The following is a 26349-nucleotide window of genomic DNA, read 5'->3' on the forward strand; positions in this document are numbered from 1 at the left end:
CCGCTGTGCCGAATCTCCGAACCTCGGGATTTGGGGCGTGTCGGAACACAAAGGATCTTTCGATTGAGTAACACAGGGTGGGCCATCCGATGATGCGTCTTTGTGCAACGTTACTGATTTGCCTGCTTGGCAGCCTCGGTTCAGTGCATGCCGCGCCCGGGCGACACCCTGTCTGGAGTGTCGGTTACCACGAGATGACCTTCCTCGATCCGCTGGATCTGCAGCCGATGCGCGCCATCGCCTTCTATCCCTCCAGCGATCGCGAACACACCAGCCTGCTTGAGGGCTACACCGTCGAGGCGGGCGCCGACACCAAGGTGGCCATCGGCCGCTTCCCGATGCTGATGCTGTCTCACGGCAACACCGGCACGCCGCTGGCACTGCATGACCTCGCCACCTCGCTGGCACGCAAGGGCTTTGTGGTGGTCGCAGTAATTCATCCCGGCGACAACTCCAAGGACCACAGCCGCCTCGGCACCCTGAGCAATCTGTATGGCCGGCCAATCCAGATTTCCGAAGCGATCACCGCGACCCTGGGCGACCCGATGCTCTCGCCGTTCGTCAACGCTGATCAGGTCGGGGTCATTGGTTATTCGGCCGGTGGCGAAACCGCGTTGATCCTCTCCGGGGCGCAGCCGGATCTGGATCGTCTGCGTCGTTACTGCCAGGAGCGTCCGGACGACCATGATGCCTGCAATACCCAGGGTGAACTGATCGTCGATCGCGATGATTTGCAGCCAGTGGCCGATCCGCGCGTGCATGCGTTGCTGCTGATGGCGCCGCTGAGCCTGAAATTCGGCCGTAGCACTCTGGCGGATGTGCATGTGCCGGTGCTGCTGTACAGCGGCGATGGCGACAAACTGGTGGCCTTCGACAAAAACGCCGCCGCTCTGGCGCGCAAACTGCCGACCGCGCCGGACTTCAAGTTATTGGCCGGGGCAGGGCACTTCGTGTTCATGGCGCCATGCAATGAAGAGCAGATCCGCGCCATGCCGGCCCTGTGCACCGACGCTGACGGGGTGGACCGCGAAGACATCCATCGCAACCTGATTTCCGAAGCCGGGCAGTTCTTCTCGCGCACGCTGGGCAAGCCGAGCCGGGCGGGGATGCAGACCGCGGATCAATAAAGATCAAAGATCAAAAGATCGCAGCCTTCGGCAGCTCCTACAGGGGATTGCATTCCAATGTAGGAGCTGCCGAAGGCTGCGATCTTTTGATCTTTTGATCTGGTCTTTCAGCTCATCGCCCGACGCTTGAGCAACAAAGTCAAACCCAGCCCGAGCACCGACAACAGCGCCGCGCTGAAGAATATCCACGCATACCCCAGATTCAATGCCACCGCGCCCATCAGCGGCCCGGCAATTGCCAGCGCCAAATCAAAGAACACCGCATAAGCCCCCAACCCCGAGCCACGGCTGGAACTGGGCACCTGCTTGATCGCCTCGACCCCCAGCGCCGGATACACCAGCGACAAGCCAAACCCCGCCAGTCCCGCGCCGATCAACGCGAACGCGGTGGAGGGTGCCAGCCACAGCAACACCAAGCCGACGGTCTCGATGCTCATGCAGGCAATCGCCGAATTGAAGCCGCCAAAACGGCTGATCGCCGAAATGAACAGCAGTCGCGACACGATGAAACACACGCCGAATACCGTCAGGCAATACGCGGCGCCGCTCCAGCCTCGGTTGAGGTAATAAAGGGTGATGAAGGTGGTCAGCGTGCCGTAACCGATCGACGCCAGACTCAAACTGGCCCCATACGGTGCAATCCGTCCGAACACCGCCCAAAAAGGTAGCCGTTCGCCACGCACCACCGGTACCGAAGGTTTATTGCGGATCAACACCAGGGCGCCCGCGGCCAATACCGACAAGGCGATGCCCAGGCTGGCAAAGCCGTAGTCGGCGACCATGACCACGCCCAGTGGCGCGCCAATCGCAATCGCGCCATAGGAGGCAATGCCGTTCCAGCCGATCGACCTTGCCGTGTGTTCGACGCCGACCTGGCCCATGCACCAGCTGATGGTGCCGACGCCGATCAAGCCTTGTGCGACGCCGAGCAGCAGCCGACCGATGATCAGAATGATCAGGCTCGGCAACGGGAAGTCCTGCAACAGCGTCGAAGTCAGCGTCAGCAGCCCGCTGAGCACAATCCCCGACAAGCCATAAACAATCGCCCGTTTGGTGCCCAGCGTATCCGACATGCGCCCGGCCATCGGCCGACTGAGCAGGGTGGCCAGATACTGCGAGCCGATCACCAGCCCGGCAATAACGGCACTGAAACCCAGCTGCTCATGCACATAACCGGGCAACACCGCGATCGGCAGGCCGATGCACAGGAAGGCGACAAAAGTGTAGAAGACGATGGAGACGATCTGCAGGGTGATCGCCAGGGAGCTTTGCGGAGGCGGTTGCTGCGCAGACATGTGGACTCGTTCGCGGGCGGCGGTGGGAGAGTCGGCATCATGGCTTGGCATTGAAATAAAAGGAAGCAGGCTAACTATTAAAACGATCGTCCGTTCGCAGCCCGAGCCTCCGGCAGCTCCTGTACAGTTCAAAAGCTGACCATGTAGGAGCTGCCGAAGGCTGCGATCTTTTGATCTTCAGCCTCTGAAATGCAAAAGCCCCGTCACATGGACAGGGCTTTCTTCAAAACTGGAACAATTTAGAACACCACACCCTGACTACGCAGGTAGTCATCGTAAGTGCCGCTGAAGTCAGTCACGCCATTGGCGCTCAGCTCGATGATGCGCGTGGCCAGGGACGATACGAACTCACGGTCGTGGCTGACGAAGATCAGCGTGCCCGGGTAGTTTTCCAGCGCCAGGTTCAGCGCCTCGATCGATTCCATGTCCAGGTGGTTGGTCGGTTCGTCCATGATCAGCACGTTCGGCTTTTGCAGGATCAGCTTGCCGAACAGCATGCGGCCTTGCTCACCACCGGAAATCACTTTGACCGACTTGAGGATCTCGTCGTTGGAGAACAGCATGCGGCCCAAGGTACCGCGAATCATCTGCTCGCCCTGCGTCCACTGACCCATCCAGTCGAACAGCGTGACGTCGTCTTCGAAGTCGTGCGCATGGTCCTGAGCGTAGTAGCCCAGTTCCGCGGCGTCGGTCCACTTGACGCTGCCGGCATCCGGGGTCAGTTCGTTGACCAGGGTGCGCAGCAGGGTGGTTTTGCCAATACCGTTCGGGCCGATGATCGCTACGCGCTCGCCCGCTTCAACCTGGAAGCTGAAGTCTTTGAACAGTGGCTTGTCATCGAAGCCTTTGGCCATTTTTTCGACCATGACCGCCTGGCGGTGCAGCTTTTTGTTCTGCTCGAAGCGGATGAACGGGCTGACGCGGCTGGAAGGCTTGACCTCGGCCAGCTGGATCTTGTCGATCGCCTTGGCGCGGGAAGTGGCCTGTTTGGCTTTCGAGGCGTTGGCCGAGAAGCGGCTGACGAACGATTGCAGCTCGGAAATCTGTGCTTTCTTCTTGGCGTTGTCCGACAGCAGTTGCTCGCGGGACTGGGTCGCCACGGTCATGTACTCGTCGTAGTTGCCCGGGAACAGGCGCAGCTCGCCGTAATCCAGGTCAGCCATGTGCGTGCACACGCTGTTCAGGAAGTGACGGTCGTGAGAGATGATGATCATCAGGCTGTTACGCTGGGTCAGAACGTTTTCCAGCCAGCGAATGGTGTTGATGTCCAGGTGGTTGGTCGGTTCGTCGAGCAACAGCACTTCCGGATCGGAGAACAGCGCCTGCGCCAGCAATACGCGCAGTTTCCAGCCTGGCGAGACTTCGCTCATCGGGCCGAAATGCTGTTCCAGCGGAATACCCAGACCCAGCAGCAGTTCACCGGCGCGGGATTCGGCGGTGTAGCCGTCCATCTCGGCGAACTCGGTCTCCAGCTCGGCCACGGCCATGCCGTCTTCTTCGCTCATTTCCGCCAGCGAGTAGATGCGATCGCGCTCGGCCTTGACCTTCCACAGCTCTTCGTGACCCATGATCACGGTATCGATCACGGTAAATTCTTCGTAGGCGAACTGGTCCTGGCGCAATTTACCCAGACGCACGTTCGGCTCGAGCATGACCTGACCGCCGGACGGATCGAGGTCGCCGCCGAGGATTTTCATGAAGGTCGACTTGCCGCAACCGTTGGCGCCGATCAGGCCGTAGCGGTTACCCGCGCCGAATTTGACCGAAACGTTTTCGAAGAGCGGCTTGGCGCCGAACTGCATCGTGATGTTAGCTGTAGAAATCAAAGGTTTTTCCTGCGAAGCATGCTGAGTAGCGAGGGTGCGGCTGGAGCGCTTGGCCCGAGTCAAAGTGCGCTGAGTCGGGACAGTCCCGTCATCAACCAAGGGGGGCGCGTAAAGTTTGGCGGCGATTGTACTGGTCTGGCTCTTTAAACGATAGGGCGATGACGTCGCGCCCGCCGTTTGGCAGATTCAGCGGACAGTTTTTCACAGATCAGGTTCACTATTGGTTACAAAGTATGGCTAAAATGCCATCCGATTACCCAATAGCCGCTAACGGCATGGGCTCAAGGAAGTGCCACCGGGATAGTATTTGTATTCATGCCACTGCATCAGACCCTGGGCCTCTGGCCGGCAGGCGCGCAGTTTGTTCACTTTTGACGTGTGACGATTTCCGTGAAACTCATCATTGCCGCTATTTATGTCATTTCGATTGCATACGTTCACCTTCGTGGCCGTGTGCGTCACAAACTGGGCCGTCAACTGAGCGATCACTCGACGTTTCTGGCCCCGATCAACTGCTTCCTTTATCTGTTTTCGAAGAAGCCGAACAAACCGTATCTCGATCCGTCCGAGTTTCCGGACCTGAGCCCGTTGCAGACGCACTGGGAAGAAATTCGCCAGGAAGGGCAGGATCTGCTGCGTGCCGGTGAGATCAAGCGCTCGAATCAGTACGATGACGTCGGTTTCAACTCGTTCTTCAAAAGCGGCTGGAAGCGTTTCTACCTCAAGTGGTACGGCGAGAGCCATCCGTCGGCGATGAAGCTGTGCCCGCGCACCACCGAACTGGTGCAGAGCATCGGTTCGATCAAGGCCGCGATGTTCGCCGAGCTGCCACCGGGGTCGAAACTGGTTCGCCACCGTGACCCGTATGCCGGTTCGTACCGCTACCACCTGGGTCTCGACACGCCGAACGATGCCGGTTGCTACATCAATGTCGACGGCGAGAGCTACCACTGGCGCGACGGTGAAGCGGTGATGTTCGATGAGACATACATCCACTATGCCGAAAACACCACCGACAAGAACCGCATCATCCTGTTCTGCGACATCGAGCGCCCGATGAAATATCGCTGGGCGGCGGCGTTCAACCGCTGGTTCAGCCGCACCGTGATGTCCGCTGCAGGTGCGCCAAACGATGCTGGCGACCGTACTGGCGGGATCAACCGCCTATTTACCAAAATCTACAAGGTTCGCCTGCGCGGTAAAGAGCTGAAAAAACGTAATCGCGCGCGTTACTACATGGAAAAGTGGGCGATCTTCGGCGGTCTGCTGGCGATCTTCATTCTGATCTGACTGCTGTTTCGCGCCTGTTTATGGCATCGCCAGCAGGCTGGCTCCTGCAGTGGAATGTGTGTTCGGCATAGAACGAATTCCAACTGTTTGGAGCCACCTGCTGGCGATGAGTCTCTCAAAGCCAACCTGTCAGCTTCCTGACAGGAACCGCATCTGATTACGCCCCCGAAGCCTTTTTGGTCTTTCTCGCCGGAGCTGCCTTGCTGGCAGGCTTGTCTTTTGCCTTCGGTTTGGCCGGCGCTTTACCGCCCAGGCTGCGTTTAAGCAACTCGGTCAAGTCGATGACATCGGCAGACTTGCGCTCTTCCTCGCCACCCACGGTCTCGACATCCTCGATCTTGCCTTCATGGGCCTTTTTCTCGACCAGGGCCATGATCTTGTCTTCAAACTCGTCCTTGTAGTCTTCCGGACTCCAGTCGCCACTCATGTCCTGCACCAGACGTTTAGCCATGTCCAACTCGCCCTTGGCCAGTTGCGGTTTGGTCACTTCGCTGCCCAGTTCCAGTTCGTCGAGGCCGCGCACCTCTTGCGGCCAGCGCAGTTTGACCAGCACCAGCGCCGATTCCAGCGGCATCAGTGCCGCCAAGTATTGCCGAGTGTGCAGGACGACGCGGGCGAGGGCGACCTTGTTGGTTTTGCTCAATGTTTCACGCAACAAGGCGTAGACCTTGCCGCCGCGTTTGTCCGGGGCCAGGTAATAAGGCGTGTCGATGTTCTGCAGCGGGATCTGCTCGGCATCGACGAAGGAGAAAATGTCGATGGTTTGCGTCGACACCGGGTGCGCCGAACGGATCTCTTCTTCACTGAGCACGACGTAGCGGCCTTTTTCATAGGCCACACCTTTGACGATGTGCTCCTTGGTGACTTCCTTGCCGGTGACCTTGTTTACCCGTTTATAACCCACCGGATCCATGCTGCGGTTGTCGAGCCAGTCAAAGTCCACGCCGTGCGAAGAGGTTGCCGACACCAGCGCGACAGGGATGTGTACCAGTCCGAAACTGATCGCGCCTTTCCAGATTGCCCGAGCCATGGTGAGTCCTCCAAGTGATGTTCAGGTGACCTGTGGCGCCGTGCGAAAGTTTCCGGCATTTGCGTGGCGCGCAGCGTTGCCGGTCAAGCCGTGTTACATCTTGTTTAAGGGCGACGGGTTAACAAATCCGAACCCGGGGCGTAGCGTGGACTCGAAGGCTCTATCACCTGTGCATCGAGAGGCCACCCCATGAACCGAATACTGCCAGGCATTATTGTTCTGCTCCTTGGGGCCGGTCTGGCGCATGCCGACGTCGCGGCACCGTCCGCTCCGCTGTTACTGGCGCAGAACCCAGCCGGTACCAACAACAATCCCTACAACAGCCCGATCCGCCGGGCCAATCCCAACAGCATGCAGGGCACGCAGCCCAGCGCGCCGGTGATTCGCGGGCCGAATACAGTGCCGGTGCCCAGTACGCCCACCGTTGGCAATGGCGGCATCGGCAACGGTCAGCAGCAACGCTCGGTACCGAGTACGCCGCCCAGATTCATTCCCAACCCACCGCCACGCGATGGAGACAGCAACCGTTGAACGGCGGGACTGCGTTCCTGTCAGCCTTTGAAATGAACAAAAGGAATCGTGCATGTTGCGTAAACCCCTTCTAGCCACGTTGTGTGCTGGCGCGCTGATCAGCGCTCCCGCGTTCGCCGCTGCCCCCCAAGCGCTGCAAAGCGAGCAGGGCACCCTTGAAGTCACCACGATCACCCAAGGCCTTGAGCATCCCTGGGCGCTGGCGTTTCTACCGGATCGTCAGGGGATGCTGGTGACCGAGCGCCCGGGCAACCTGCGGGTGATTACAGCCGACGGCAAGCGTTCCGAGCCCATCAGCGGCGTGCCCAAGGTCTGGGCCAAGGGCCAGGGTGGTTTGCTCGATGTGGTGCTGTCGCCAGACTTCAAACAGGATCGATTGGTCTACCTGTCCTACGCCGAGGGCGGTGGCGCCGGGGACAAGGCAGGAACGGCGGTGGGGCGCGGCCGGCTGTCAGACGACTTGAAGACAATCAGTGATTTCAAAGTGATCTTCCGTCAGGAGCCGAAACTCTCGACCGGTAACCACTTCGGCTCACGGCTGGTGTTCGACCGCGACGGTTACCTGTTTATCACCCTGGGCGAAAACAACGACCGGCCGACCGCGCAGGATCTCGACAAGCTGCAGGGCAAGGTCGTGCGGATCTTCCCCGACGGCAAGGTGCCGGATGACAACCCGTTCGTGGGCCAATCCGGCGTGCGTCCGGAAATCTGGTCGTACGGCCAGCGCAATCCGCAGGGCGCGGCGCTCAATCCATGGAACGGGACGATTTGGGAGAACGAACACGGCCCCCGTGGCGGCGATGAGGTGAACATCATCGAGCGCGGAAAAAACTATGGCTGGCCGCTGGCGACCCACGGCATCAACTATTCGCTGCAACCGATCCCCGAAGCCAAGGGCAAGAGTGTCGAAGGTGCGGTTGACCCCTATCATGTCTGGGAGAAATCACCCGGTGTCAGCGGTATGGCGTTCTATGACGCTGATCGTTTCAAGCCTTGGCAGCAGAACCTGTTTATCGGCGCGCTGGTCAGTCAAGAGCTCATTCGCTTGCAGTTTGACGGGGACAAGGTGGTGCACGAAGAGCGGCTGTTGGGTGAGCTGAAACAGCGGATTCGGGATGTGCGGCAGGGGCCGGATGGCTATCTGTACGTGCTGACGGATGAGCAGAACGGTGCGCTCTACAAGATCGGCCTGAAGTAACTTCACTTCAAATGTTCAAAGATGCCCTGTGGTGAGGGAGCTTGCTCCCGCTGAGTTGCGCAGCAGCCCCAAAATCTTGTGAGCGCTACGCACTCATGCGGGAGCAAGCTCCCTCGCCACAAAAAAACCTCTAGAACGTAACGACAGTTGGCGTAGTGCGGGCATACAAAACCACCGCCGCGCGCAATTTCTCACGCCCAAACCGGCTCATCTTCTCAAACTCGCCATGGCTGACCGGCACATGCTGGCAGTCCATCGGCTGGCGATGCTGGCTGTGATCGACATCCGGATCGTGCAGATACACAAAATCTTCATCGCAGTCGGTCACCATGACCCAATGCGGTGATTTGGAGCGGGTCAGGCGATAGCTGCTGATCAGCACCAGAGGCTGACCGCCAGCCTGCAGCAGGCGCGGCAAATCCAGGTGGGTACCAATCTTGCGCTCGATATCGGTCTCTTGCATTTGGGCGCTGAACTCCTCGTGCACCAGGCGCATGACGTCTTTTTTATGCTCATCGCGCACGCCATCGAGAAACAATGGCCCGGCCATACTCAGTTGCAAACGCACCCGGAAACCCCGCCGCCAGGCCGCCAGTGCCAAGCCTTGAGGGCTGCAGCCACCATGGCCGGAAGTCATGAACACCGTGGTCGCTTCACGCCAGATCTGCAATTCCTCACGCCGCTCCAGCAAGCGCTCAGGTTGCAGCGCGCCCATGGCCATCAGCAGGCAAGCCGGGCCACAGGTGAACTCAGTGGTTTGCGGGTAATAGGGCACCTTGATGTTGCGCGAATCACGGTGCTGAACAATGCGTTTTTCCAGACGCAACGCATCGGCATGGTCTTCGTAGTAATCGTGAATCAACGCAAAGCGTCGGTAGCCGTTGCGCTCGTACAGCGCGATGGCGGTGGGGTTGTCGATACGCACTTCCAGGCGCAGGTACGCGCAGTCATGCTCGACGGCGCAGGCCTCGATACGTTGCAGCAACTGTTTGCCCAAACCGCTGCCGCGAGCTTCCCCGGCAATGGCGATCGAGTACAGGCGCGCCAGCGAGGTGCCGCGATGAAACAGCACCAGTGCGTAGCCGAGCAATCGACCGTCAAGCTCGGCGACCAGCAACTGCGCATGGGCGCGGGTGATCATCCATTGAAAGCTGCGGCTGGTGAGCCGGTCGGTGGTGAAACATTGCATTTCCAGGGCCAGCAGCGCTGGCAGATCTTCAACTACCGCCAAACGAAAAACAGCATTCATATGACCACCGTAAAAGTTGCGTAACGAAACGGGACTTTCGAAAAACTTCGTGCTTAATAGAAATGGTCTTGTTCTCCAACGGATCAATCTCTATGTCAGCGGTACAGGGTCATTGGCGCGAAGTATCCGAGCAAAGTTTGCCGGCAGCAACTTTTTTAAATCCAGCCATCAGAACTTCCAGTCAAGTGTTGATTATCGTCGAACGCAAGGAAGACTGGGCTTCGTACTTTCCCAGCGAGGACATCGTCACGGCTCAGGAATACCTCGAGCAAACCCGTGACAGCGAGCCGGGCAAGCGGGTGCAGGTGATCAATCTGTGCCGCAGCTACAAGTACCTGGGCCACGGTTACTACTGCTCACTACTGGCTGAAGCCCGCGGCCACAAAGTGATTCCCTCGGTGCGCACGATCAGCGAGCTGACGAAAAAATCGCTTTACGGTCTGGCACTGGACGATCTCGATAAAACCCTGGAAAAGGCCCTCAGTCATCATCTGTACAGCGATACCGAAGGTTTTACCCTGACACTTTATTTCGGCAAGACGCATATCGAGCCGCTGCAGGACCTGGCTCGACAGTTGTTCGAAGTGTTTCCGTGTCCGATTCTGTTAGTTGAGTTTCGTCGCACTAACGGTTGGCACATCGAAGGCATAAAATCCGGTGCGCTGCATAAGTTGCGCGACGATCAGGAAGATCAGTTCGCCAATGCGCTGGATGGCTTCAGCCGTAAAGTCTGGCGGGCGCCACGCTCGCCACAAGTGGCGCGTTACGACCTGGCGATCCTGCACGATCCGCAGGAAGCCTTGCCGCCATCCAACGCCAAGGCACTGGAGAATTTCGTCCGGGTAGGCAAACGCATGGGCATCGACGTCGAACTGATCGAGCGCAAGGACTACGCGCGGATCGCCGAGTACGACGGCTTGCTGATCCGCGAGACCACCAGCGTCGACAACCACACCTATCGCTTTGCAAAAAAAGCCGAAAGCGAAGGGCTGGTGGTCATGGATGATCCGACGTCGATCCTGCGCTGCACCAACAAGGTGTATCTGACCGACCTGCTCAACAGCCACCAACTGGGCATGCCCGCCACCGAAATTCTCTACAAGGAACGACCGGAAGACTTCGAACGGGTCGGCGAACGCCTCGGTTTTCCGCTGGTGCTGAAGATCCCTGACGGTTGTTTTTCTCGCGGAGTGATCAAAGTCGAAAGTCAGCAGGCGTTGCTGGAGGCCACCGCTGAACTGTTCGAACATTCGGTATTGCTATTGGCTCAGGAGTTTTTCTATACCGAGTACGACTGGCGCATCGGCGTGCTCAACCGCAAACCGATCTTCGCCTGCCAGTACTTCATGTCCAAGGGCCATTGGCAAATCTACAACCACAAAGCCAAGGGCCAGGACATCAACGGCGAGTGCCGTACCCTGGCCGTTCATGAGGCGCCGCGAGCGGTGGTCGAACTGGCGGTAAAAACCGCAAACCTGATCGGCGACGGCCTCTACGGCGTGGACTTGAAACAGGCCGGCGACAAAGTGGTGGTAATTGAGGTCAACGACAACCCGAACCTCGACGCCGGCATCGAAGATGCCTACTTGCAGGACGATCTGTATTCACTGGTGCTGGAGGAGTTCGTGCGACGGCTGGAGCTCAAGCGTCGCGGCCAGGCCTGGTGACGCGCCGATGATCAGCAGTTTCGCATTGAGTCATGGCGCGTTGCAGCGGGTCGAGCGCCTGGACGCCGAGGTGATGCTGTTCAGCAATCCCGATGCCGCCGAGCGCGATTTGCTCCACAGCCACTACAAGGTCGACGAACACGCGCTGGCCTCGGCGCTGGACCCGGACGAGGTCTCGCGAATCGAGTTTCACCCCGATCACTTGTTCCTGATCTGGAAACGTCCGGAAAACTATTCCGGCGGTGGCAGCCTGGCGTTTGAAGTGTCGTCTTGCGGCCTGCTGTTTGCGCCCGGCCAATTGCTGGTGATCGCCACCGACGACACGCCGCTGCACGGCATCGGCACCCGGCAGCCGCTCAACGCACCGCTTGATGTGTTGCTCGATCTGCTGTTCAACAACATCCACCATTACCTTGGCCATCTGAAGGTGATCAAACTGGTGGCCCGCGAGCTGCAACAGAAGTTCAACGCCTCGATGCAGAACCAGCATCTGGTGCAGATGTTCAACCTCAGCGAAAGCCTGATCTATTACATCAATGCCCTGCACAGCAACGGCGCGGTGCTGACGCGGCTGCGCAATCATGCGGAAAAGCAGCATTTCGGCAGTGAGGCGATCGGGCTGATCGACGACCTGATCATCGAAAATAACCAGTGCTACAAGCAGGCGGAGATCTACTCCACGGTGTTCTCGGGGCTGATCGATGCGCGCGGCAACTTGATGAATAACAGCATGAACAACCTGCTGCGCAAACTGACGTTGATCAACGTGGTGTTTCTGCCGTTGAACCTGATTGCGAGCATTGGCGGGATGTCGGAATTCAGCATGATGACGGCGGGTACGCCGTGGTGGATTTCCTACCCGGTGTTTCTGCTGGTGATGTTGTTGGGGGCAGGGGGGATGTTGTTCGGGTTGCGGCGGTTGGCCAAATAATCAGTGGTGACTTGGCCGACGCCATCGCTGGCAAGCCAGCTCCCACAGGTTTTGGGCGTGCCGCAAACCTCGCGGGCAACTCCAGACTTTGTGGGAGCTGGCTTGCCAGCGATAGCTATTTCAGCAGCAAAATCCGGCTTAGCTCGCTTGAGCCTCCTCAGCAGACTTCCTCTTTTCCCGAACCCCACGCACCACCAGATACAACAACGGCCCGATCGACACAAACACCGCCGTCAGCAACAGATACGGCACCACCGACCAGACCGACATCCCTCGCGAGCGGGCATCCTTGACCATCCATACCCCGGCCAGCGTCGCCAGCAGATACAGATCAATCACCACCTGCGCCGTGTCCGGACGCGACATCAGGCTGATACCGAAGTCGATCAGCGACTGTTCGGCCTGGAGCATCACCGATACGGTGTAGCCGGTAAACGCGATCAACGCAGTGAGGGGCAGGGCGACAGACATCATGCATTCCTTCCTTGGGTGATGAGCAGAATCGCCAGCCTACCTTGGCGTCCGCAAATAAGCCATTGACTCGCCGGTCGCCGCCGGGCTAATTTCAGGCCCATGACTTCCACTGTATTGCGCTGCCAGCCAAGCATTATTACCGCCATTCCTCATTTGGCGGGCTAGCTCACGACTGCAGCACCCAACCCGCCCTAGAGGCGGGTTTTCATTTTCTGTCTCCAGGGTTTTAACAACGATGGCTCCCTGTAGGAGCTGCCGAAGGCTGCGATTTTTTGACTTTGTTTTACTCGAATCAAAAACAAGATCAAGAGATCGCAGCCTTCGGCAGCTCCTACACAGCGCCCGGAGATGACGATGAAATACAGCCCCGACCAGCAAGCCCTGCTTGAGCAGTACGTGAAAAAGATCCTCGCCGCGCCGGTCTACGACATTGCCGTGCGTACGCCATTGCAAGCGGCGCCGGCGCTGTCCGAAGCGCTGGGCAACCGGATCCTGCTCAAGCGCGAAGACCTGCAACCGACGTTCTCCTTCAAGATTCGTGGCGCCTACAACAAGCTGGTGCAACTGAGCGATGCGCAGAAATCGCGCGGGGTGATCACCGCTTCGGCGGGCAATCATGCCCAAGGCGTAGCGCTGGCGGCGCGGGAGCTGGGAATCGCGGCGACCATCGTCATGCCCTCGACCACGCCCGAACTCAAGGTGCTTGGGGTACGAAGTCGGGGTGCCGAGGCGCTGCTGCACGGCGGGAGTTTTCCGTTTGCCCTGGCCCATGCGCTGCAACTCGCGGAGCAAACCGGGTGCACCTTTGTCTCTCCGTTCGACGACCCGGACGTGATCGCCGGCCAAGGCACGGTGGCCATTGAAATCCTGCGTCAGCATCAGGGCTCGCTGGATGCGATCTTCGTTCCGGTGGGCGGTGGCGGCCTGATCGCCGGCATCGCAGCGTATGTCAAATTCCTGCGGCCGGAGGTACGGATCATCGGTGTCGAATCGGAGCACTCGGCCTGCCTGAAGGCGGCGCTGCAAGCGGACGCACGAGTGGTGCTGCCCAGTGTAGGAACGTTCGCCGATGGCGTGGCGGTGGCGCAGATCGGCGCTTATGGTTTTGAGGTGTGCCGGTTTTGTGTGGACGAGGTGGTCACCGTCAGCAATGACGAACTGTGCGCGGCGATCAAGAACATCTACGACGATACCCGCTCGATCACCGAGCCTTCCGGGGCGTTGGCGGTGGCCGGCATCAAGCAGTACGTGGCGCGCAGTGGTGTTCGCGAGCAGACCTTCGTCGCGATCGACTCCGGCGCCAATATCAACTTCGACAGCCTGCGCCACGTCGCCGAGCGCGCCGCGGTGTGCGGCGTCCCGGCGTGATACCGCTCAGGGCAGCAACGGGCGCAGGAAACTGCGCTCGTAGCTGACGATGAATTTCTTCTGCACCAGTGATTCCACCAGCGCCGTGCTTTCCGGGTCGGTCAGCGCGATGTGCCGGTAGCTTTCGTAATCGGCCAGCGAAGGAAAGCTGAACAGGCAATAAGCGATGTTGCTCGCGCCCTCGGAGGGCAGGAAATAGCCGTGATGCGTGCCGCCCAAGCGCTCGACAATGCCCAGCCAGGCCTTGGCGTAGGCCTCGAACTCGGTCAATTGGTATGGATCGATCACGTATCGCACATGGCAGGTAATCACGTTTGGCGCTCCCTGTTCAGGTCATTCCGCAATGGCGGTGCCGACCTTGTCCGAAGCCGACCAGATGCGATAGCGCACCTCGACATCTTTCGGGGCGTAGATCACCAGCGGCAGCTTGCTGTTGTAGCGCAGCATGAAGCCGTCACCGACGACCGGGACAAAGGCGCGTTTCTTGGCGGTGCCGGGTGGGCAGGCCATCAGCGTGCTCATCGGGCCAATGACTTTTTCCAGGCGGTAGAAGGGATAGCCCCAGCCTTCGAGGTTTTTCTCGTCCAGAGCGCCGCCCAGACGCTGGCGATTGCAGTCGACTTCCAGGGTTTTGCCGGCGAGGACTTCGACCTGGAAGTTCTCTTCCTGATCCTGTTTGGGCAGGTAGATGACTTGGCGGGTGAAGCCGTTTTCCGCCTTGGGATACGGCGCGACGTCTTCGAGTCTGGCCGCGTGGGCGAGGGTGGACAGGCCGGCAACGAGCAGACCGATTGTCGCGCGAGCGCGTAAAGAACCCATGAAAGCCTCCTGGCGGGTGTAGGGTGGATGTCGGGCATTCTCACTGTCATCAGCGATGAATGCAAACCGGCGTCGACTTGCAAATTGCAGTGCCCAGGAGGGTCGATCTTGCATTTTGCAACTGGCCAACTACTGGCCACCGCGCCAAGTGCTTGATTTCATGAGGGTCGAAATGACCCGATGAAAGGCACGTTTTATGCGTCGCTTTGGTGCAGCGCACCGGCTTCGGGCGCCTACACTCCAATGGGCATTTCGCAGTACAACCGTTTGCCGCACCAGGGAACCAGCGGGGACACACCCGTGCAGGGGCAGCAAAAGCGGTCAACGTGAAGAGTTGATTGGCAGTTTCATCAATAAGGAGAGGTTCACCATGTTTCTGTCTGCCTTGGAACTACGCAATATCATTGAAAGCAGTTTTCTGCCTAAACGCTGCCAGTGCACGCTGTCGCCAGACCTGTCGATGACCGTCAAGGTCTTCGGCGACCACCAGACTGACCAGGTTGATCTGCACGTCAGCGGAATCGACGCCAGCCATCTCAACGGCTGTCGCGAGATCAATGAACTGATTGCCGGCCTGCGTTCGGATCTGGCGCAACAAACCACACCACAGCATTACAGTCCTCGCTCCAGAGCGCTTTAACTCACCGTTTCACCCAGTTCGACCGTCACGCGCCGGGCCTGCACAAAGCCAAGGCCCAGCGCGAACTCGACCAGCACCGCGAGCAGAATCCCGGGGCCGGCATGGCCGTTCAGCCATTCGCCAAAACCCAGTACCGCCAGACCAAAACAACCGACGATAAACCCGTTGCTCAGGGCATTGCGACCCAGCGACGGCGGTGCGCTGCGCACCAGATAAAACATCACCCCCAACGCCGCAAACAGCACCGCACTGCGCTGCGCAACAAACCCCACCGCGCTCGAATACTCAATGCTCCAGATCGCCAGCAACACCTGCGGGAAAAAGCCCCAAGCCAGCGCCAGCACGAAACACAACAAAGACGTGATGATCGACAACGTGCGAAACGACAACTGCATGGCGAGTCCTTGCGGCAGTGAGAAGTGATCCCGAGCATAACCCGCGAGCCCTTCACCGCCTACCGCAAAGCCGCAAATCAGAGCCTTCTGTCAGTTCTGCTCGCTGCAAGCGTCAGACATTTTCCGGTAGGTGATTTCCGCTGGCTTGCCGGCATTGTCGATGTACTTCATGTCAGCGCTCACGACCTTGCACTGTCGCGTGGGTTGCTCGGTCATGGAAATCACTTTGTTCACATGCAACGGCATGCCGTACTGATAGGGAACGGCCTTGGACGTGGTTGAGGTGTCATTGGCCTGAGCCAGTCCGGCGAATGCGGTGCAGGCGAGGGCGGAGGTGAGCAGCAGCGTGCGAATGTTCATGAATCGGACTCCCGTGCGACGGAATAAGCGTTCGGCGCGACACGGCCGAACCTGCCGCACTCGGCGTCAGCCAGGGGCTGAAGTGTGCGGTTCAGTACAGTCTTGGACTGCGGCGTTAAGCGATGGTTAACCTCGCTGAACGCCGGCTGTCTGGCAGTGGGATGATTTCTCGGGAATGCGGTGCCGATTCCTACAAGGATGGATGCTTTGTCTGCTTTCGGCGCTTGGAGTGGGGCGGTTATGGTTTGGCGTCGCTGCAAAATCCAGCGATTCGGGTTTGGTCACCTGAGAATAATCGATTGCATATGTGCCATCATTTGCACCGCGGAGTTCTTTGACCGTGTAGTGCATTGCTGTGGTGGCCGTGTGCAGGACGCCTTCGGGCGAGCTGAGTTGATTGTTCTCGGTTGACCAAGCCTGTACACGGTCCGCCTCCCATCGTTTGGTCACGGTGCTGGCGGGTTACTTTCGAAACAATCGAGTAATCAATATGCTTACACCAAATCCGCTCCCAAGCCGTTATCACCCGCTCAACAGCGGCGTCACCGGCAGCGCGCCAATGGTCATCGACACCCAAGCCAACCCCCAAGACATCCTCGAGTCCGCCGTCCAGCGCATCCGCGCCTGCAGCGACCTGCTCGAAACCCTGCACTGCATGTGCTTCCGGCATGGCGATGTTCAGGACATTTCGCACATTACCCATGCGCTGTACCTGCTGGCGCAGGATGGCAATGATTTGCTGCAGGTGGCTCAGCAGCAGATGCTGGATTGGAAGGCGCCGGTATGCTGATTTATAAGGCTTAGTATTCACGGGCAGGCGCGTTATCTGCCCGTGATTAGGCGGATGCCATTCGAGGGTTTTTAGAGACGGGGAGCTTCATCTGGGACAGGATCGAATGGACTAATCAAGCCAGGGCTCCATTTCAGTTCAACAACATTTCCGGGCAAAAAACGGACGTGAAGATAATCATCACCGCGTTCCCGACGAGGGAGAGGCACGGTTGCTTCATGATTTTCTTTCTTGACTCCTTGCCTGAGCTGTTCGCCTGTACGGCTGAGTATCCACTTGATCTGAACCGTTTTCCCTTCGATTTTCTGGCAGCACATAATTCCGCCACCGCCCATTGCAGCCAAATTGCCACCCCAAAAATCATTGACCCAAAAACTAAGAATTGGCCGATCCGTGTGGTTCTCCGATGTCAGCATGGCGCCGGGTGTGCGAAATAACCCCGGAATTTTCGGGGCGGCGTAGATAAATATCAAAGCCACCAAAGCCAGGACTATCCGTCTTCGTCGCCAGGCTCTGCGCCGGCGTGCGTCCGCAGCAATATCTATCAAGCGAATGAAGTCCCAATCAAGAGAGCTATGTCCATACTTTGAGGTTGCAATGGGTTTTGCCTTGCTTTAGGTCGATGCACCTGAAGACTCTGCTGAAGGTTTGCGCATCATCTGCTCCAGATAGTCAGGGGCCATCCCTTTGGTTTTATTCAGGCTCGGCATGTCGAATTCTCGAACGCGGAAATACTTCGGTATTGGAACGCCTGTGCCTCGAGGTATCTGTTGGATCATGTATTGATCGTTTACGTAAAATTCGAGCAGATCTTCCACGTCAAAGCTGAGGCCTTTGGGGACGGGAGCGAACCATTCGTCCAATAGCGCTTTTACCGGGGCGGAAGGAAAGCTGGTTTTCAACCTCCAGGCTTCCCGATCTACGTCTTCAAGCCAACTGAGTTCGGCACGAAGGGCGGCCTTGCCTTGCTGGGTTTGCTTGAGCGTTTGATCGCGTTTTGCTGCTTGCGCCTCGCTTTCGCTACTCATCCCGAACGCGCGGGCGATTGATCCTTGCTTGCCCAGAATGGGACGTTGAAGGCGCTCCTCCTCGTCGTCGTAAGCTTTGTGTTGGCCCCGGTATAGTTCCCATAGACCGCGCAAACGTTGGATATACAAACGACGATGAGCAAGGAAAGCCTCAGCAGAAATTTTTTTATTTCCTGCTTTGCTCATGTAGTTTTTGCTTGCGCCAATGGCAGTGACACCGTTTAAGTGGTCGTTTAATTGAAAGTATTTCGAGACTAAAACGGCTTTGTCTTGCAGCACATCCATAGCATAGAACGGCACGCCGGCTCGGTAAGCTGCATTATACATTTCATGCAAGCTGGCCAAGTGGAGCTCTCGACTACGTGGAGCATCGGATGTAGCTAATCCCCCGCCCACGTCATAACTGGTTCCGGGAACAAGTCGTTCTTCCCAGCGAGGAGTTGATGGTCCAGTACCAATCAGTCGTGACCTACGAGAGTCTTGACATTCATGTGCTGCGACTAAGTGTAACGCAGACTTTACCGGGCCAGGAAGGCATTCTCCGTCGTCAACTTTGTTCACAAAAGGGATAAGGTACTCAAGAATAATTGAGTCTTCTCCACTGCGATCTACGGCATCGAAAAGTCCTACGAATGTTATTTCAATGTTAACCCCTTTGAATATGGTCGATGCAGGATCGCACTCTTCAAGGATCTTGTGCGCAAATGCTCGCGCAAGGCTGGCACCATAATCGAAGCCGAAAATTGAAATCGACATTTTTTTTAACGGCGCTTTACTTTTTTCCTTGGCTTTTGCGAGTGCTGTTTCCAGTGCTTTAACTGCGGCCTCCAAGCGAGTGTCTACGCCTGTTTTGAAAAATGTTGCTGTAATAGGGTTATCACGGGTAATGCTGGAAATATCCAATGCGGCAGGCGCTGCAGCCTTCAAGGCTGAAGTTATAGCGTTACCGACTTTAAAGTTGTTAACGAAGCTTTCCCACCATTTTTTTCCGGTAATGACATCCTTTACTGCATCCAGTGGACTATTGGAAATAGTATCTCCTGGAGATTTTATGATGCTGTCTTTCGCTCTGCTTGTAGCACCATCCATCCCCGATCCAGTGGTTAATTCACCACCACCAAGCGTTGCATCAAAGTCTGATGCCAAGCCAGATATGTAAAAACGCCTGTTTTGCAAGAATGGTTCGGAGGATGCTGAAAGATCGGTGTCGGGATAAGCCATAAAAAGGCGGGCGACATTGCTTAATCGATCCTCTGCAAGATCGTCTTTAAGGTTTCGCCCAAAGCCATCAAAAAAGAATCCAATTCGTAGCGCCGAGTCGCAGGGTAAAGCAGAATTTTTTGCGTCAGCTTTACAAGTGTTGGATTTCGCGCTTATCGATTGTGCTCGATTTAGACCAGCAGGCATGCTCATTGGGTCCGTCCTTGTTCGGTGAGTTTTTGATCTGGGCGAGACTCAAAGGGGCTATATAAGTCGGGGCTCCACCCCACTCTCACCTTGTTTTCAGGGTCAAATCTTACGTGTAAGTATTGATCGCCGGATGCACGTTTCGGCAGCGTCAGATCTACTTCATGATGCTCCTCCACTGCGCCCTGCAGCTGCTGTTGGCGAGTCATGTCCAGGATCCATTTTATTTTTATTGTGTCTCCTTCGAATCGTGCACAACACATGATTCCCCCGCCTCCCATTGCCATGAGATTTCCACCCCAGAAATCATTCACCCAAAAACTGAAAATCGGTCTATCCATATAGTTTTCAGACGTCAACATCGCGCCCGGTGTACGAAACTGGTTATAAAGATACGAACCTATAAAAGGCATCAGTAATACGAATATCCCGATGGCAAGATTGCGGCGTCGCCAGATTTTTTGCCGCTTGGTATTCATGGCCATGGTCATTTACGAAAATCCTTCATCCAGCAATGCATCTTGAACATTCAAAAAAATGTGGGATAAGCCGAACTGCTGATCTGCAGGTTCCTCATCCAACTCACTCCGACAACTCTCTCATCACCACCCCAAGCGGCAGCTTCTCTCCAACCGCTCGCGCTTTGGCCTTTTCCCACATCGGCCAATTTCTTGGGAATTCGCGATCCATCAGTTGCAGGCTGGCAAACAGGCTGACGTCCTCCGGGTCGGTCAAACCTTCTTCGCGGCCCGCGTCCAACGCTTCTTTGACCTGTTTCAGCCGTGCACCGTGGCAGGTGCTGCTGAATACTTCCGGCGCTTCTTTTTCCAGTTCGGTGGTGAGGCTGTAGGGCAGGGGATCAATCTCCATGTCCGTCCACAGCTTGCCATCCAGAAAGATCGGATCGTATTTGCCGGGTTGTTCGAGGTTGAGTCCTTTCAGGCACTCCCATTGATCCTCTTCTGCGGGCACCCACCATTCTTGCAGTGGACCAAACAGCCACGCATGCCAGGAAAGATCGTCACGGGCGTACAGCATCGGCAGTACTTCCGGTGCGTAACTGCGGATCATCAGCACTTCGCCCGCCTCATTTTTTGCCAATAACGCATCACTCAGATGAGCGGCGAGTTTGTCAGCGGTACATGCGGTGCGAATCCAACTAGCCATAGCGGTACAGCCGGTGAAGTATTCGTGAGCGAGAAAGGCCTCGAACTCCATGTGGCTGACGTCGACCAGCCACGGGCCGTAGTTGCGCAGTTCGGCGAACTCCGGTTGCACCATCAACGGTCGGCGTGACGGATCGGGATTGAGAAACTGCAACCGGGCGGGTTCTGCCAGCAGACCGATTTCAACGATGGCGAATAGCGACTGAGCGTTCTTTTGCGCTTCGCTCCAGGCGTTCGCGGCATCACTCTTCGTCATCAATTGGCCCCCGACTGCAGCGCCAGTTTTTCTCGCATGGCTTTCTTCAAACATTCAACGCAAATGCCTTTGGGCGCTTGAAGCTTCGGTGTTACCGCTAACGATTCAGCCTGCATCATCTGATTGATGCGGGTTTGCATCAAACGTCCGGCATTATCGATCGCGGCCAGCCCAGGAATGAACGGTGCGAGGATCTGGATGCCGGTACCGGCCCCAGGCGCACCGCCGGTATTCACTTTGACCTCAGCCCCGCTGATGGTCACCCCACCCGCATCGACTTTCACAAAGCTCCCACCCGCCTTGGCCGTGAGTTCCATACCTCCCTCAACCACCACCTTGTCACCCGCGTGATAGTGAATCTCGGTCCCGGCCTCGACAAACTGCGCCGTACCGACTTTCACATGCTGTGTCACGCCCACCGTCAGGTGATCATCCGCGCGCATTTCACTGACACGATCCAGATGGGTTATCCGGTGTTCTTCAACCTTGAACTCGCTCAGGGTGTTGGCTTCAACCGTGTCATGCCGCTCATTGCCCACGCGGATCTTCTGGTCGTGCTCGATGTTCTCGTCCCAGTCGCGCTGCGCATGGATGTAGATCTGCTCCACACCCTTTTTGTCTTCAATCCGAAACTCGTTATAGCCCTTGCCGCCCGGGGAGCTGAGGGTTTTGAAGGTGCTGCGGGTCTTGTTTGCCGGTAGGTCGTAGGGGACGACGTTTTCCTTGTGGTACAGGCAGCCGGTGACGAGTGGCTGGTCGGGGTCGCCTTCGAGGAAGGTGACGAGGACTTCCATGCCGATGCGCGGGATGGCGATGCCGCCGTAGGCGGCGCCGGCCCAGCCGCTGGCGACGCGCAGCCAGCAGGTGGTTTTGTCGTCGGACTGGCCGTCGCGGTCCCAGTGGAACTGGACTTTGATGCGGCCGTACGGGTCGCAGTGGATCTCTTCGCCGGCCGGGCCGGTGACGACCGCGGTCTGGCTGCCGAGGACTTTGGGTTTCGGGTGTTCGAGGGCAGGGCGGTAGTGCGCGTCCCACGGGGTGGCGAGGAAGCTGTTGCGGTAGCCCTGGTGGAAATCGCTTTTGTTGTCGGTGACGTCGCTGGTGACGTTTTCACCGAGCACTTGCGGTTGTTTGCCTTCGTGGAAGACTTCCAGCAGCAGCCACAGGTCGTTCCATTCAGCGCGCGGGTGTTCGGCCAGGGTCAGGAAGTGGCCGCTGGTCAGGGTCGGTTCGTCACCTTTGCCTTCGGCGAGTTTGTAGTCGCTGCGATGGCGTTCGAGGGCGCGGGTCGAGAGGAATTTGCCGCGCTCGCGTGTGGTGAAACGACCGGGGTAATCGTAGTCCTCAAGATCCGGGGCGAACTCGGATTTGACTGCGCCTTCGGGCAGGATCTTCGGTTTTTCGAAGTCGTAGTCGCGGCGGCTGACGCGGGTGGTGCGGGTTTCCAGGCGCAGGTTGAAGCGCTTGATCACCGGTTTGTCGGCGCTCATGCCGGAGTCCTGCTGGTAGCTCACGGCCTTGAGTTTGCGGAACACCGTCTGGTCGTCGCCGAACACCAGTTTGTGCCCGCTGCTGCTGTGCTGGAAGTGGAAGTGAATGCCTTCCTCTTCGCACAGGCGCTGGATGAAGTGCAGGTCGGACTCGTCGTACTGCACGCAGTAATCGCGCTGCGGATACTCGGCGTTGAGCTGGAAGCTGTAGGCGTCGGCGAGGATGCCGCGATCTTCCAGCACCTGGGCGATGATCTTTGGCACCGTGAGGTTCTGGAAAATCTGCTGGTCATGGTTGTGCCGCAGATAGGCCAGTTGCGGCACCAGGCTGATGCTGTAGCGGGTCAGGGTCTTGCCGGAATCGCCTTGTTCGATGCGATACACCAGGCCATGAATCTTGCCTTCGCCGGTGGCGCCGAAGGTCAGGACGCCGGGCTTGTGCAGCAGCTCTTCGAGTTTCAGGTCGGGGCGGGCGCTGACCAGTTCGAGGTCGAAACGGAAAGGCTCGTTGAGGGCTTCGCGACCGGTGAAGCTGAGCACTTGCAGGTCGGCGGAAGCGCCTTCGAGGGTAAGGGTAATGTGGGTAGCGTTGGCGTCCAGCATGCCTTGAATTCCGTCCATTGAATAAGCAGGTGACGGATGATGGAGGATTAAACCGCCTCGTTCAAGGCGCAAATGCCGTAGGGACGGGGGCCGTGGGGTATAGGGAAAACCCCTATGACAGCGTTTACACCCAATGAAAACGGGGGCTTCGCTGCCGTGAGTCACAGGGCTGCACGCGGTTTGAGCCCATCGCAAACCGAAGAATCGCCAGTCAGTTTCAGACTAAAGTCGCCTTCAGCCCGTCAAAGCCATCTGCCATCATTGCAACTCACCCCTGCGTGTCCACTTCTTCCCGGCTGTTTTTGACCCGGGACGGGAGCTATTTTTCTGGCTGACTGCGCTCTGGCGCAAACGCTGTACTGTTGGAGTTTTTCATGCGTCCCCCATTCCCTCTCATCACCCCGCGCCAGTCGTTTGGCTTCGGAGCCGTTGTGCTGTGCGCCGGTTTTGCCGCGCAGGTTCAGGCCAGCGGTTTTCTCGAAGACACCACGGCGAAAATCGAATCGCGCACGGTGTATTTCAACCGCGATTTCCGTGATGGGCACACCTCCAGCGACCAGGGCGCTTCCAAGCGTGAAGAGTCGGCGCAAGGCTTTATTCTCAATCTGCAGTCGGGTTACACCGAGGGCACGGTCGGCTTCGGCATCGATGCGCTGGGCATGCTCGGCTTTCAGCTCGATTCCAGCCCTGATCGCAGCAACAGCGGCTTGCTGCCGTCCAGCGGCGAGAACCCGCGCGGCTCGAAGGGCCAGTACGCGAAGATGGGCCTGACCGCCAAGGTCAAGGTCTCGGACACGGTGTTGAAGTACGGCGCGCTGCTGCCGGATCTGCCGTTGCTCAAGTACAACGACGGCCGCTTGCTGCCGACTATGTTCAACGGCGCCATGCTGACCTCTAAGGAAGTGAAGGATCTGACCTTCATGGCCGCGCGTCTGGACAAGTACACCGCGCGCGATTCCACTGATTCGCAAGACATCCGCGTGCACTGCAAGAACAAGCGCTACGCCTGCAACACCACCGCCGACCATTTCGACATGTACGGCTTCGACTACAAGATCAACGATCGCCTGACCGCGCAGTATCACTACGCGGAACTGGAAGACATCTACCGCCAGCACTTCATTGGTTTGCTCGGCAATCAGCCGCTGGGTGACGGTGTGCTGAAGGCCGATCTGCGTTTGCTGAAAAGCGCCGACAGCGGTGATGCCAAGGCCGGCTCCATCGACAACCGCGCCTTGAGCGGCATGCTCTCGTACGGCATCAGCGGCCACACTTTCAGCGCCGGCTGGCAGCGCATGAACGGCGACAACTCGATGCCGTACCTCGATGGCAGCAATCCGTATCTGGTCAACTACGTGCAGGTCAACGACTTCGCCGCCGCGCAGGAGCGTTCCTGGCAGCTGCGTTATGACTATGACTTCAAGGCCATCGGCATCAACGGTTTGAGCTTCCTGACCCGTTATGTCAACGGTGATCACATCAAGGTGCCGGGCAGTGATCAGGAAGGCAAAGAGTGGGAACGCGACAGCGAGTTGAAGTACGTGATCCAGACAGGCACGTTCAAGGATGTCAGCCTGCGCCTGCGCAATGCGACGTACCGCACCAACTATGAAAAGTTTGCGCGGGATGTGGATGAGACCCGGTTGATTGTGAGTTACAACTTCTCCGTCCTTTAAACCTCACCCCCTGTAGGAGCTGCCGCAGGCTGCGATCTTTTGATCTTGATTGTAAAAAACAAGGTCAAAAGATCGTCCGATCGCGGCCCGAGCCTGCGGCAGCTCCTACAGGGGGCTTCGGTGGGCTACAACCAATGCCAGAACCGGCTCCAAAAGCCGCGATTCAGGTCTTCCTTGCAGCCGGCATACTGTCGCGCATACACGTCGGAGCGCGCCTGCACCTTGCGGGCGGTGGGCATCAGCCAAGCTTTGCTGGCGTAGGTCTTGTTGCGGAAACCGCCCCAGCCTTCGTGGTAGTTCAGGTACTGGTTGTAGGCGTCGTACTTGTACACGCCGTTGATCGAGGTGGTCTTGTCCATGTACCAGCCGACGAAGTCGATGGCGTCGTCGAAGTCTTCGCGGTCGGCGCCGTGTCGGCCGGTGCTTTTCTGGTAATCGGACCAGACTTCATCCTTGGCCTGGGCGTAGCCCGAGGCCGTGGTGACCCGGCCCCACGGGATCACCCACAACAGGTATTTGCGCGGCGTCTTGGCGTCGTAGCGGTAGCCGGACTCCTGATACATGATCGCGAAAGGCACCTGGATCGGCACGCCCCAGCGCTTTTGCGTGACTTGCGCCGCGTCGTACCAGTCGCTTTTCTCGCGGAAGATCGCGCAGATGTCTTCCGGCGAACGCGGCGGCGAGGTGCCGCAGCCGCTGAGTAATCCCGCCAGTATCAAAAGTCCCGCCGTCCGCCCCGACATCAAACCGTCATCCCCATGCGCGCAAAAAGGCCGACAGTCTACGCGCTCAGCTCAACTGGTGACGATAGGGCAAATCCGGACCGGTCTTGCTGCACGTCAGGGCGGCCGCCTGTACGGCAAACCTGAGCATCGCGTCGATCTGCTCGCGGCTGAGCTGTTGCACGCCCTCAACCGAGTCCAGACCTTGTTCGGTCAGCCAGGTGATCAGTGCCGCTTGAAAGGTATCGCCGGCGCCGACAGTATCGGCGATCGTCACCGAGCACGCCGGTACTGACCACGAACCATGAGCGCGGCTGAACACTGTCGCACCTTCGCCGCCACGGGTCAGGAACACCAACTGGCAGCGATGCTGTAGCCAGCCTTCGATCACGCGCTGCGGGTCCTGTTCGGGATACAGCAGGCTCAGGTCTTCGTCGCTGACCTTGATCATGTCGGCCAGTTGCACCAGGGTCGCCACGCGCTCGCGCCACAGGTCGATGTTCGGCTCCGGGTTGAGGCGCACGTTGGGGTCGAGGGTGATCAGGCGCTTGCCGCTTTCGCGCTGTACAAGGGTCAGCAGGGTATCGGCAATCGGCTGCACCACCAGCGAGAACGAGCCGATGTGCAGACCACGCACGTCATCTCCGAGTTGCGGCAGATGCGCATCGCTCAACTGGCGATCCGCGCAGCCTTCACCGCGAAAGCTGTAATGCGGCGAACCGTTGGCGCCCACCGCGACCATCGCCAGAGTCGTCGGCGCCGTGAAGTCCACCAGAAAGTCCGGGCGCACACCTTCATCCTGCAGCACCTGCTGCAGACGTCGGCCGAGATAGTCGGTGGACAGCCCGGCAAACAGCGCCGAATCCACACCCAAACGGCGCAAGCCGACCGCGACGTTGAACGGCGAACCGCCGGCAATCGCCTTGAAATTGACCTTCGACGCCAGACCGCTGGCATCGTCTTCGCTGAAGAAATCGAACAGGGCTTCGCCACACACCAGATACATAATTG

25 protein-coding genes and 1 pseudogene are annotated in these 26349 nt (G+C 58.0%); 10 read left to right on the forward strand and 16 right to left on the reverse strand.

The window, feature by feature from the left end:
• Positions 1–89 precede the first annotated feature (89 nt).
• Entirely contained in the window at positions 90–1127 is a 1038-nt protein-coding gene (locus ACU680_RS05440) for an alpha/beta hydrolase family protein (protein ID WP_367084418.1), read from the forward strand.
• Positions 1128–1234: 107 nt separating this feature from the next.
• Here ACU680_RS05440 and ACU680_RS05445 read toward each other — a convergent pair whose 3' ends face one another.
• The gene (locus tag ACU680_RS05445; protein ID WP_448178865.1) at positions 1235–2422 is read right to left on the reverse strand and encodes an MFS transporter; all 1188 of its coding nucleotides are present in this window, start codon (positions 2420–2422) and stop codon (positions 1235–1237) included.
• Between the two features lie 239 nt (positions 2423–2661).
• Positions 2662–4248, reverse strand: a complete 1587-nt coding sequence (locus ACU680_RS05450; RefSeq protein WP_096796556.1) for an ABC-F family ATPase — start codon at positions 4246–4248, stop codon at positions 2662–2664.
• A 390-nt stretch (positions 4249–4638) separates the two neighbouring features.
• On the opposite strand from ACU680_RS05450, the gene lpxO reads away from it, so the two are divergent.
• Entirely contained in the window at positions 4639–5538 is a 900-nt protein-coding gene (gene lpxO / locus ACU680_RS05455; RefSeq protein ID WP_400758125.1) for a lipid A hydroxylase LpxO, read from the forward strand.
• A gap of 157 nt (positions 5539–5695) precedes the next feature.
• On the opposite strand, the gene ku is transcribed toward lpxO, so the two are convergent.
• Positions 5696–6568: a non-homologous end joining protein Ku gene (ku, locus tag ACU680_RS05460; protein WP_400758127.1), complete on the reverse strand. Its 873-nt coding sequence runs from the start codon at positions 6566–6568 to the stop codon at positions 5696–5698.
• A 189-nt stretch (positions 6569–6757) separates the two neighbouring features.
• Here ku and ACU680_RS05465 point away from each other — a divergent pair, with 189 nt between their 5' ends.
• Together ACU680_RS05465 and ACU680_RS05470 are read left to right on the forward strand one after the other, a co-directional pair.
• Positions 6758–7099, forward strand: coding sequence for a hypothetical protein (locus ACU680_RS05465; protein WP_367084421.1), 342 nt, complete (start codon positions 6758–6760; stop codon positions 7097–7099).
• 52 nt (positions 7100–7151) lie between these two features.
• Positions 7152–8297 carry a PQQ-dependent sugar dehydrogenase gene (locus ACU680_RS05470; protein ID WP_367084422.1) on the forward strand — a complete coding sequence of 382 codons (1146 nt, stop codon included), beginning with the start codon at positions 7152–7154 and terminating at the stop codon, positions 8295–8297.
• 130 nt (positions 8298–8427) lie between these two features.
• Here the strand turns inward: ACU680_RS05470 and rimI are convergent, their stop codons facing one another.
• Complete coding sequence (gene rimI, locus ACU680_RS05475; protein WP_448178866.1) at positions 8428–9546, reverse strand: ribosomal protein S18-alanine N-acetyltransferase; 1119 nt, start codon at positions 9544–9546, stop codon at positions 8428–8430.
• Positions 9547–9638: 92 nt separating this feature from the next.
• Here rimI and ACU680_RS05480 point away from each other — a divergent pair, with 92 nt between their 5' ends.
• A complete protein-coding gene (locus ACU680_RS05480) occupies positions 9639–11213 on the forward strand; it encodes a RimK family ATP-grasp domain-containing protein (RefSeq protein WP_047597122.1) in 1575 nt (524 codons plus the stop codon).
• Positions 11214–11220: 7 nt separating this feature from the next.
• Entirely contained in the window at positions 11221–12144 is a 924-nt protein-coding gene (locus ACU680_RS05485) for a magnesium transporter CorA family protein (RefSeq protein ID WP_047597123.1), read from the forward strand.
• 138 nt (positions 12145–12282) lie between these two features.
• Here the strand turns inward: ACU680_RS05485 and ACU680_RS05490 are convergent, their stop codons facing one another.
• Positions 12283–12618, reverse strand: a complete 336-nt coding sequence (locus ACU680_RS05490; protein WP_448178867.1) for a DUF2834 domain-containing protein — start codon at positions 12616–12618, stop codon at positions 12283–12285.
• A gap of 348 nt (positions 12619–12966) precedes the next feature.
• On the opposite strand from ACU680_RS05490, the pseudogene ilvA reads away from it, so the two are divergent.
• Positions 12967–13962 (forward strand): annotated as a pseudogene (gene ilvA, locus ACU680_RS05495) (threonine ammonia-lyase, biosynthetic); the annotation flags it as partial.
• Between the two features lie 30 nt (positions 13963–13992).
• Here the strand turns inward: ilvA and ACU680_RS05500 are convergent.
• Together ACU680_RS05500 and eco are read right to left on the reverse strand one after the other, a co-directional pair.
• Complete coding sequence (locus ACU680_RS05500) at positions 13993–14298, reverse strand: NIPSNAP family protein (RefSeq protein WP_003225174.1); 306 nt, start codon at positions 14296–14298, stop codon at positions 13993–13995.
• A 21-nt stretch (positions 14299–14319) separates the two neighbouring features.
• Complete coding sequence (gene eco / locus ACU680_RS05505) at positions 14320–14805, reverse strand: serine protease inhibitor ecotin (RefSeq protein WP_367084426.1); 486 nt, start codon at positions 14803–14805, stop codon at positions 14320–14322.
• A 370-nt stretch (positions 14806–15175) separates the two neighbouring features.
• On the opposite strand from eco, the gene ACU680_RS05510 reads away from it, so the two are divergent.
• The gene (locus tag ACU680_RS05510) at positions 15176–15445 is read left to right on the forward strand and encodes a DUF1652 domain-containing protein (RefSeq protein ID WP_007964586.1); all 270 of its coding nucleotides are present in this window, start codon (positions 15176–15178) and stop codon (positions 15443–15445) included.
• Here the strand turns inward: ACU680_RS05510 and ACU680_RS05515 are convergent.
• Together ACU680_RS05515 and ACU680_RS05520 are read right to left on the reverse strand one after the other, a co-directional pair.
• Positions 15442–15840: a hypothetical protein gene (locus tag ACU680_RS05515; protein ID WP_448178868.1), complete on the reverse strand. Its 399-nt coding sequence runs from the start codon at positions 15838–15840 to the stop codon at positions 15442–15444. The two genes, ACU680_RS05510 and ACU680_RS05515, sit on opposite strands and share 4 nt — an antisense overlap.
• Before the next feature lie 90 nt (positions 15841–15930).
• Positions 15931–16200, reverse strand: a complete 270-nt coding sequence (locus ACU680_RS05520; RefSeq protein ID WP_258679698.1) for a DUF2790 domain-containing protein — start codon at positions 16198–16200, stop codon at positions 15931–15933.
• Between the two features lie 490 nt (positions 16201–16690).
• Between ACU680_RS05520 and ACU680_RS05525 the strand changes: the two genes are divergently transcribed.
• Complete coding sequence (locus tag ACU680_RS05525; protein ID WP_448178869.1) at positions 16691–16990, forward strand: hypothetical protein; 300 nt, start codon at positions 16691–16693, stop codon at positions 16988–16990.
• Positions 16991–17061: 71 nt separating this feature from the next.
• Here the strand turns inward: ACU680_RS05525 and ACU680_RS05530 are convergent, their stop codons facing one another.
• The 5 genes from ACU680_RS05530 to ACU680_RS05550 all read right to left on the reverse strand — a co-directional run bounded on the left by ACU680_RS05530 (position 17062) and on the right by ACU680_RS05550 (position 22940).
• Complete coding sequence (locus tag ACU680_RS05530; RefSeq protein ID WP_448179130.1) at positions 17062–17469, reverse strand: DUF3304 domain-containing protein; 408 nt, start codon at positions 17467–17469, stop codon at positions 17062–17064.
• 135 nt (positions 17470–17604) lie between these two features.
• Complete coding sequence (locus tag ACU680_RS05535; protein ID WP_448178870.1) at positions 17605–19431, reverse strand: T6SS phospholipase effector Tle1-like catalytic domain-containing protein; 1827 nt, start codon at positions 19429–19431, stop codon at positions 17605–17607.
• On the reverse strand, positions 19428–19916 hold the full coding sequence (locus ACU680_RS05540) for a DUF3304 domain-containing protein (RefSeq protein WP_401280367.1): 489 nt from the start codon (positions 19914–19916) through the stop codon (positions 19428–19430). The genes ACU680_RS05535 and ACU680_RS05540 overlap by 4 nt, the downstream gene beginning before the upstream one ends.
• 91 nt (positions 19917–20007) lie before the next feature.
• The gene (locus ACU680_RS05545; protein ID WP_448178871.1) at positions 20008–20901 is read right to left on the reverse strand and encodes a DUF4123 domain-containing protein; all 894 of its coding nucleotides are present in this window, start codon (positions 20899–20901) and stop codon (positions 20008–20010) included.
• Positions 20847–22940 carry a type VI secretion system Vgr family protein gene (locus ACU680_RS05550; protein WP_448178872.1) on the reverse strand — a complete coding sequence of 698 codons (2094 nt, stop codon included), beginning with the start codon at positions 22938–22940 and terminating at the stop codon, positions 20847–20849. Before ACU680_RS05550 ends, ACU680_RS05545 begins: the two co-directional genes overlap by 55 nt.
• A 374-nt stretch (positions 22941–23314) precedes the next feature.
• On the opposite strand from ACU680_RS05550, the gene ACU680_RS05555 reads away from it, so the two are divergent.
• Positions 23315–24616, forward strand: a complete 1302-nt coding sequence (locus ACU680_RS05555) for an OprD family porin (protein WP_096796571.1) — start codon at positions 23315–23317, stop codon at positions 24614–24616.
• A gap of 125 nt (positions 24617–24741) precedes the next feature.
• Here ACU680_RS05555 and ACU680_RS05560 read toward each other — a convergent pair whose 3' ends face one another.
• Positions 24742–25359: a transglycosylase SLT domain-containing protein gene (locus ACU680_RS05560; RefSeq protein ID WP_372241192.1), complete on the reverse strand. Its 618-nt coding sequence runs from the start codon at positions 25357–25359 to the stop codon at positions 24742–24744.
• A 46-nt stretch (positions 25360–25405) separates the two neighbouring features.
• Positions 25406–26344, reverse strand: a complete 939-nt coding sequence (locus tag ACU680_RS05565) for a carbohydrate kinase family protein (protein WP_448178873.1) — start codon at positions 26342–26344, stop codon at positions 25406–25408.
• Positions 26345–26349 lie beyond the last annotated feature (5 nt).

The sequence above is a fragment of the Pseudomonas sp. LF020 genome, assembly GCF_053456425.1.